The 8,334-nt window shown below is 73.0% G+C and carries 8 protein-coding genes; 6 read left to right on the top strand and 2 right to left on the bottom strand.

Translation table 11 applies throughout. The features are described 5' to 3' along the window. The first annotated feature begins 502 nt into the window (after window positions 1–502). From AB0I41_RS34165 to AB0I41_RS34155, 3 genes are all read left to right on the top strand, one after another. Window positions 503–835 carry a hypothetical protein gene (locus AB0I41_RS34165; RefSeq protein WP_357115307.1) on the top strand — a complete coding sequence of 111 codons (333 nt, stop codon included), beginning with the start codon at window positions 503–505 and terminating at the stop codon, window positions 833–835. Then, the gene (locus AB0I41_RS34160) at window positions 832–1,491 is read left to right on the top strand and encodes a nucleotidyl transferase AbiEii/AbiGii toxin family protein (RefSeq protein ID WP_357115305.1); all 660 of its coding nucleotides are present in this window, start codon (window positions 832–834) and stop codon (window positions 1,489–1,491) included. Before AB0I41_RS34165 ends, AB0I41_RS34160 begins: the two co-directional genes overlap by 4 nt. Window positions 1,492–1,856: 365 nt before the next feature. Beyond that, complete coding sequence (locus tag AB0I41_RS34155) at window positions 1,857–3,650, top strand: 5'-nucleotidase C-terminal domain-containing protein (RefSeq protein ID WP_357115303.1); 1,794 nt, start codon at window positions 1,857–1,859, stop codon at window positions 3,648–3,650. Between the two features lie 81 nt (window positions 3,651–3,731). On the opposite strand, the gene AB0I41_RS34150 is transcribed toward AB0I41_RS34155, so the two are convergent. After that, complete coding sequence (locus AB0I41_RS34150; RefSeq protein ID WP_357115301.1) at window positions 3,732–3,932, bottom strand: hypothetical protein; 201 nt, start codon at window positions 3,930–3,932, stop codon at window positions 3,732–3,734. Window positions 3,933–4,039: 107 nt separating this feature from the next. Here AB0I41_RS34150 and AB0I41_RS34145 point away from each other — a divergent pair, with 107 nt between their 5' ends. Then, a complete protein-coding gene (locus tag AB0I41_RS34145) occupies window positions 4,040–5,074 on the top strand; it encodes an NAD(P)-dependent alcohol dehydrogenase (protein ID WP_357115299.1) in 1,035 nt (344 codons plus the stop codon). 56 nt (window positions 5,075–5,130) lie between these two features. On the opposite strand, the gene AB0I41_RS34140 is transcribed toward AB0I41_RS34145, so the two are convergent. After that, window positions 5,131–6,309 carry a geranylgeranyl reductase family protein gene (locus tag AB0I41_RS34140; protein ID WP_357115297.1) on the bottom strand — a complete coding sequence of 393 codons (1,179 nt, stop codon included), beginning with the start codon at window positions 6,307–6,309 and terminating at the stop codon, window positions 5,131–5,133. Between the two features lie 138 nt (window positions 6,310–6,447). On the opposite strand from AB0I41_RS34140, the gene AB0I41_RS34135 reads away from it, so the two are divergent. Beyond that, the gene (locus tag AB0I41_RS34135) at window positions 6,448–6,684 is read left to right on the top strand and encodes a hypothetical protein (protein WP_357115295.1); all 237 of its coding nucleotides are present in this window, start codon (window positions 6,448–6,450) and stop codon (window positions 6,682–6,684) included. 37 nt (window positions 6,685–6,721) lie between these two features. After that, a complete protein-coding gene (locus tag AB0I41_RS34130; protein ID WP_357115293.1) occupies window positions 6,722–8,152 on the top strand; it encodes an MFS transporter in 1,431 nt (476 codons plus the stop codon). The last annotated feature ends 182 nt before the right edge of the window (window positions 8,153–8,334 follow it).

The following is an 8,334-nucleotide window of genomic DNA, read 5'->3' as shown; positions in this document are numbered from 1 at the left end:
CAAGCGGGGGGCTCGCGGCGCCGGGACCATGTGTAACGACCGGCGGCCCACCACCATTCCCGGGGGCCCGCACCCCGCGGCGGCCATCGGGCCAGACCAGCCGGGGTTGCTGCTGCGATCGTCCAGGTGATGTAACGACCCCGGCCCGCCCACCATTCCGACGCCCGGGTGCCGCCGGCCACGGGACAGCGGGCATGATCCGGGACGAGACCGGACGACCCGTCACCCGCCCGCTCGACACAGCGGACGGCCAGCACATGCCGCCACCCGCCGCCTGGGGCTCCCGCTGGCCGGGCTGGCCCCGAGTGACGGAGCCGGCATGGGGGGTGATGATTCCGTTTGCGGCGGGTGGCGGTGTCGGGCGGCAGGGTTACCGCAACACGGCGCAAACGGACACGCCGCCGCCCGGCAACCGCGCCGCGCGGCGGGCGGAAATGGGCGGGAAACGGAAAGCCGGGACCGGGTCGGCCGCACGGGCCGGGGTCGGCGTTACCCTGACAGCATGCAGGCCGTCGTCAGCACCGCGCCCCACCTGGCCCGCCCGGGCCGTCCCGCCGTGGTGGCGCGCACCCTGGCGGAGCTGGCCGGCCCCACCCGCGGAGTGGTGGAACTGCCGGTGCGGTTGATGTGGAACACGGACCGGACGTTCGACCTGGGCGACCCGGACCAGCTGCTGTGGATGTACGAGAACGTGCTGCGGGAGACGACCCGCGCCGACGACCTGCGGCACCTGATCAACGGCCGGATGCTGCGGCGGGTGTGGCGGCGGCTGAACCTGCCCCGGGGCGTCCGACAGGCGTGGGAGAGCCGGCACCGGGGTCTGCGTACCGCGTGAGCGGCCCCCATCTGCACGAGTTCTACCGGGAGATCGCCCGGGTGGCGCTGACGGCGGCCGGGCCGCACCGGTTCGTGCTCGGCGGCGGGGTGGCCTGGGCCGCGCACGGGCTGGTCACCCGCCCCACCGAGGACGTCGACCTCTTCGCCGACGTGGAGGGCGCGGCGGCGGCCGCCGCCGCCGAGGTGCGCACGGCGCTGGAGCGCGCCGGGTTCGAGGTGGCCGACGCCGACCCGGACAGCGACCTGGGCGGGCTGTTCGAGGGCTTCGACCGGGACATGAAGGACTTCGTGGTCACCCGCGGGTCACGGCGGATCCGGCTGAGCCTGGCCCGGCTCGACCGGTACCGCTCCCCGGTGGTGATGGATTTCGGCCCGGTGATGGACGTCCGCGACCTGGTGGCGAACAAGACCGCGGCGCTGGTCAACCGGCGCGAGGTGCGCGACTACATCGACGTGTCGGCGGCGCTGGACCACTACCCGGTCGCCGAGCTGCTGGAGCTGGCCCGGCAGGTCGACCCGGCGCTGGACGACGACGACGTCCGGGAGGCGGGGCGTTACCTGGACCGGGTGCCGGACCAGCGGTTCACCCGGTACGGCCTGGACGCGGCGCGGATCGCGGACGTCCGCCGCCGGCTGGCCGCCTGGCCCCGCTGACCGCCGTGCCGGCCAGCGGGGCGCTGCGTGCTCACCTCGTGAGGCGGCCGCCGGTCACGCCCAGGATCTCGCCGGTGACGTAGCTGGACTGCTGCCTCGGTGGTGGCGCAGTCGAGCAGCTGCGGCGGCTCACCGGTGACTCCTCGGGGTAGTTCGTCCGGGCTGGTCCCCGTCTGCCCTACCCGACGCCGCCCGGCGAGAACGACGGCGATGGGCCGTGCGGATGACCCCGGTGTTACGGAAAGGTGGCCGGCGGCGCTGGTGGTGTGGAACATCGCGGGCCGCTGTGGCGGCAGCGACAGCTGCTCGTTATGGTGCGCAACGGCGCCCACGAGGCGCGTCCACCCCCCATGGAAGGGCACCTCATGACCTCCTCCTCCGGCGCCTCGCGCCGCCAGGTGCTGGCCGTCGCCGCCGTCGCCGCGACCGCCCCCCTGATCACCGGCGTCCCCGCCCGGGCCGCCGAAGCGAAGGGACCGAAGACCTGGGACCTGACGGTCCTCGGCACGTCGGACACGCACGGCAACGTCTACAACTGGGACTACTACAAGGACGCCGAGTACGACGACAGCAAGCACAACGACGTCGGCGTCGCCAAGCTGGCCACCCTCGTCAACCAGATCCGCGCCGAGCGCAAGGGCAAGGCCACCCTGGTCCTCGACGCCGGTGACACCATCCAGGGCACGCCGCTGGCCACGTACTACGCCAAGCAGGAGCCGATCACCACCACCGGTGCGACGCACCCGATGGCCAACGCCATGAACGTCCTGAACTACGACGCGATCACGCTGGGCAACCACGAGTTCAACTACGGCCTGCCGCTGCTGGCCACCTGGATCAAGCAGCTGGGCTTCCCCGCGCTCGCCGCGAATGCCGTCAACGAGGCCACCGGCAAGCCGGCCTACCTCCCGTACGTGATCAAGAAGGTCGCGCTGGGCGGCTACGACTCCCCCACCATCAACGTCGGCATCCTCGGCCTCACCAACCCCGGCGTGGCCATCTGGGACAAGGGCAACGTCGAGGGCAAGCTGGTCTTCCCGGGCATGGTGGAGACCGCCGCCAAGTGGGTGCCGATCATGCGGGAGCGCGGCGCCGACCTGGTCATCATCTCGGCGCACGGCGGCGACAGCGGCACCTCCAGCTACGGCCCGGAGCTGCCGAACGAGAACCCGGTGACGCTGATCGCCGAGCAGGTCCCCGGCATCGACGCGATCCTGTTCGGCCACGCGCACAACGAGGTCGTGCAGAAGTTCGTGACCAACACCGCCACGGGCGCGCAGGTGCTGACCGCCGAGCCGTCGAAGTGGGGTCAGCGGCTGACCCGGATGGACTTCACCGTCCAGAAGGTGCGCGGCACCTGGACGGTCGTCAGCAAGAGCGCGACCATGCTCAACACCAACACCGTGGTCGAGGACCCGGCGGTGCTCGCGGCCGTGCGCGGCCAGCACACCAAGACGGTCGACTACGTCAACACGATCGTCGCGCAGTCCAGCGAGGAGCTGTCCGCCGTCGAGTCGCGGTACAAGGACACTCCGATCCTGGACTTCATCAACCACGTCCAGACCGAGGTCGTCACCACGGCGCTGGCCGGCACGTCGTACGCGTCGCTGCCGGTGCTGTCGATCGCCGCGCCGTTCAGCCGTACCGCGATCTTCCCGCGGGGCGACGTGCGGATCCGCGACGTGGCCGGCCTCTACGTCTTCGACAACACCCTCGAGGCCGTGGTGCTCAGCGGCGCCGAGCTGCGGGCCTACCTGGAGTACTCGGCGAAGTACTTCAAGACCCTCGCGGTGGGTGCGCCCGTCGTCCCGGCGGACATGAGCGACCCGGGCGTGCCGGACTACAACTACGACGTGATCTCCGGCGTCGACTACGACATCGACATCAGCCGGCCGGTCGGCCAGCGGATCACCCGCCTGGTGCTGCCGGGCACCGACACCCCGGTCGCCGACACCGCGCAGTTCGTCATCGCGGTGAACAACTACCGGCGCAGCGGCGGCGGCAACTTCCCCGGCATCGTCAAGACCCAGGTCTACAACCAGCAGCAGGAGATCCGCCAGCTGCTGATCGACTGGGCGCAGGCGAAGGGGACCATCAACCCGGCCGACTTCTACGTCCCGAACTGGAAGCTGGTGCGCGAGGGCGTACCGGTCTTCTGACCCGTACCACCGACACACCGGACGGGCCGCGGGTGCTCACCCGCGGCCCGTCCGCGTCCCGGCAGCCCCGGCCGTCCGGCGTCAGCTACCGGCGCCCGGTCCGAGCCGGAGGATCCACTGGTCGTCGTTGGCGGTCGGTTCGGGTCGGTCCCGGCGCGGATCGGTCTCGGTGAGCTCCACCCGCTCGTCCGGACGGACCGGGGGCGGCAGTTCACCGAAGCGCACGTGGCGGAGGAAGGCGTACTCCTCGTCGTCGAACGAGGTGGGCTCCGGCTCGGTCATGCCCGCATTGTGCCGCCACCGGTCCAGCACCACGCTGGCATCAACGACGCCCGCGCGGGTATGCGCGCCGCGACCGGCGTCGGCGCCGGCGACCAGGTGGAGGCGACATGCGCGCGGTACGACTGACCGCTCCCGGGGTGCTCGAACAGGTGGAGATACCCAGCCCCACGGCCGGTCCGGGAGAGGTGCTGCTCGCCGTCGCCGCCGTCGGCGCCTGCCACTCCGACCTGCACATCCTCGACGCGCCCGCCGGCTTCTTCCCCACCCCGATGACGCTGGGCCACGAGACCGCGGGCATGGTCGAGACGGTCGGCGCCGGGGTGACCGGCTGGTCGCCCGGGGACCGGGCGGCGGTCTACGGGATCATCGGCTGCGGCACCTGCCGGGCCTGCCTGCGCGGGCTGGAGAACCAGTGCCGCCGGGTGCCCCTCGGCGGCATCGGCCTCAGCCGTGACGGCGGGCTGGCCGACTACGTGGTGGTGCCCGCCTCCCGCCTGCTGCCCATCGGCGACCTGGATCTGACCCAGGCCGCGCCGCTGACCGACGCCGGGCTCACCCCGTACCACGCCGTCGAGGTGGCCCGCCCGGCGCTGCGGCCCGGCACCTGGTGCGTGGTGATCGGCATCGGCGGGCTCGGCCACATGGCGGTGCAGATCCTGGCGGCCACCACCGCGGTACGGATCATCGCGGTCGACACCAGCATGGCGGCGCTGGACCTGGCCACCCGGATGGGGGCGCACCACGTGGTGCAGGCCGGCCCGGAGGCGGCCGAGACGATCCGGGCGATCGTCGGGCCCGCGCCGGACGGCGCCGACGTGGTGATCGACTGTGTCGGTGTGGACGCCACCCTGACCACCGCCCGGACGGTGGTGTCCACCGGCGGCCGGCTGCTCCTGGTCGGCCTCGGCGGCGGCACCCTGCCGGTGCGGCCCGTCGCCGACGAGCCACCCACCATGCCACTGGAGACCAGCGTCGAGGTGCCGTTCTGGGGCACCCGCGCCGAACTCCAGGAGGTGATCGCCCTGGGTCAGCTCGGGCTGCTCACCGCCGACGTGCAGACGTTCCCCCTAGAGCGGGCGCCGGAGGCGTACGACCTGCTGCGCCGGGGCGAGATCCACGGACGGGCCGTCATCGTGCCCTGACCGACCGGCCCCCGACGGTCAGGAGCGGTCGCAGTCCTGGACGGTCTCCCAATCAATCATCGGGGCAGGGTAGTCACCGGCTCCGCGCGCGTCGCCGGTGACCGGGGCCGCACCGGCGGAAGTCGGTCCAGCAGCGCCAGGCCGACCCGGACCGGGGCCCGGGTCAGGGTCCGGTCGAAGCCGGCCCGGCCCTGGCAGAACCGGACGAACATCCCCCAGCCGGCCGGCGTGGCCAGCAGGGCGTGGAACACATCGGGCCGGCGTTCGAACACCTCCAGCAGGCGATGCCCGGCCCGCATCGACGGGACCAGCTGATCGCGTACGTTCCGCTCGTAGCGGTCCAGGTCACCGGCGGCGACCGCGGCACCCGCGAGCGCCCCGGAACGCAACGCGTAGCTGATCCCCTCCCGACTCCACGGCTCCAGCAGGCCGGCCGCGTCGCCGGCGACCAGCACCCGGCCGTGGCGCAGCGGCGAATCCTCGGCCCGGCACCGGGTCAGGTGCCCGGAGTCGTGCTCGGCCTCCACCCCGGACAGCCCCAGCCGGTCGACGAAGCGGCGCAGGTACTCGCGGGTCCGCTCCCCCTCGCCCCGGGCCGCGATCACCCCCACCGTCAGGCTCGACCCCTTGGGGAACACCCAGGCGTAGGAGCCGGGGACATCGCCCCAGTCGAGCAGCAGCCGGCCGCGCCAGCGCCGCTGCTCGGCCGGCGGGACCGGCAGCTCCCGCTCCAGCCCCAGGTCCACCTGCCGGAAGCGGACACCCACGTGCCGGGAGCTGACCCCGGAGGAGCCGTCCGCCCCGACCATCGTCCGGGCGCGCACGGTCTCCCCGTCGGCCAGGCGTACGCGTACCCCGTCGGGGTCCTGGTCGAAGCCGCGGACGGCGACGCCCTCGCGCAGCTCGGCCCCGGCGGCGACCGCGGCGGCGCGTAGCCGGTCGTCGAACTCGTCCCGGCGGACCATGGCCACCAGCGGGGTGCGGTGCCGGCGGGTGAAGGCGCGTCGCCCGTCCCGGGTGAAGGTCACCCGGTCGACCCGGTCATGCGCGGGCACCTCGATGCGGCCGGCGACCGCGGTCAGCGAGGTGCCGATCAGGCCGCCGCCGCAGGTCTTGTAGCGGGGGTGGACGGCCCGGTCCAGCACCAGCGTGCGCACGCCCGCACCGGCGGCGGCGTGGGCGGCGGAGAGCCCGGCGGGGCCGGCGCCGACGACAACCAGATCCCAGGTGATCACGGGATCCACCCTAGGGCAACCCGGTCGGACCGGCCGCTCACGACCGCCCGATCGGATGGGCATTGTCGGTCACCCGGCGGGTAAGCCGCGGTACCCAGACCGCCCGCCGGACGGGCGGGTCACGGCAAGGAGGTCACCATGCAGCAGGTACGTCTGTCGGAAACCGAGGTACGGGTTTACGACGCGGTCGCGACGCTGGAGGCGCGCGGCCAGGTGCCGTACCCGGACCTGATCGCCCAGGAAGCGGGGATGCAGGTGGAGGAGGTGCACGGGCCGTTGCACCTGCTCACCGAGAAGGACCTGCTGCACCGGGAGGACTCGCCCATGGCCGGGCTGGACTTCGGACCGCGGTGGTGCGCCCGCCAGATGGCATGACCGGTTTGCCCTTCAAAACACCGGGTAGCGGTCGATCGTGAATGACAGGCAGGCCGCCGTGACGGAGGCGGGTGGCCGACGGCGCTGGCAGGCCCTCGGCGTGGGGCTGGTCGCGACGTTCATGACCCTGCTGGACGTCAGCATCGTCAACGTGGCCGTCCCGTCGATCGACCGGGCGCTGCACGCGACCCCGAGCGACCTGCAGTGGGTGCTCTCCGGGTACGCGCTGACGTTCGGCCTGATGCTGGTACCCGCCGGCCGGTTCGGCGACGCGCGCGGGCGACGCACCGCCTTCGTGGTGGGCGTCGCCCTCTTCGCGCTCACCAGCGCCCTCGCCGGCCTGGCCACCTCACCCGCCTGGCTGATCGCCGCCCGGCTGCTCCAGGGTGTCGCCGCCGGAGTGGTCAACCCCCAGGTGATCGGCCTGATCCAGCAACTGTTCAGGGGCGCCGAGCGGGGCCGGGCGTTCGGCCTGCTCGGCGCGACCATCGGCATCTCCACCGCGGTCGGCCCGCTGCTCGGCGGGCTGCTCATCCAACTCGGCGGTGAGGAGCACGGCTGGCGCTGGGTGTTCTTCGTCAACGTGCCGGTGGGCGCCGTCGCGGTGGTGCTCGGCTGGCGGCTGGTGCCCGCCCGACCCACCGGGCAGCCCGACCGACACCGACTGGACCCGTTCGGCGTCCTACTGCTCGGCGTCGGGGTGGTGCTCCTGCTGCTGCCGCTGGTGCAACGCGAGCAGTGGCACGGCGCGTGGAAGTGGGCCCTCATCCCGGCCGGCCTGGCGGTCCTGGTCGGCTTCGGCCTCTGGGAACGCCGGTACGCCCATCGCCAGACACCCCTGTTCGACCTGCGGCTGTTCGGGCTGCGCTCGTACACCCTCGGCGCGCTGATCGCGCTGGCCTACTTCGGCGGGTTCACCGCCGTCTTCTTCATCTTCACGCTGTACCTGCAGATCGGCCTCGGATACAGCGCCCTGGTCGCCGGCCTGGCGATCACGCCCTTCGCCCTCGGCTCCGCGCTGGCCTCCACGCTCGGCGGCCGGATCGTCAACCGCTACGGCCGCCCGCTGGTCGGCATCGGGCTGGTCATCGTGCTGCTCGGCCTCCTGGCGGTGGTGATCGTGCTGCGCAACTCCCCGCACCACTCCGTACCGCTGCTGACCGCGCTGCCGCTACTGGCGGCCGGGCTGGGCAGCGGCCTGGTCATCACCCCGAACCAGACCCTCACCCTTTCAGAGGTGCCGGTGCCGCAGGCGGGCAGCGCGGCCGGGATGCTCCAGACCGGCCAGCGGATCGGATCGGCCGCCGGGATCGCCGCGGTAGGGGCGCTGTTCTTCTCCTCGCTGGCGAGCACCCACGGGGACTGGGCCACCGCCTTCCGGCACGCGCTGCTGCTGGCCGCAGGGGTGATCCTGCTGGCGTTGGTTGCCGCGCTGGTGGACATCGCGATGGGGCGTCGGCGCGGCTGATCCTGTCTGCTCCTGGGTGGCCCGCCGCGCCCGGCTCCTGCGTGGGGTGTGGCCCGGCCCGGCTCCTGCGGGGTGGGGTGTGGCCCATGCTCGTGCTCCGCCCGCCAGGCGTTGTGATTGCCCGACTTCGTCCGGGCGCGAAACTCACCGCTCGGCTGGTTGTACTCCGGTCGGCCCCGACG

Source organism: Micromonospora sp. NPDC050200 (genome assembly GCF_040656135.1).
GTDB lineage: Bacteria > Actinomycetota > Actinomycetes > Mycobacteriales > Micromonosporaceae > Micromonospora.
Note: the sequence above shows the minus strand (reverse complement) of the source record. Positions and strands in the feature narration are given on the sequence as shown.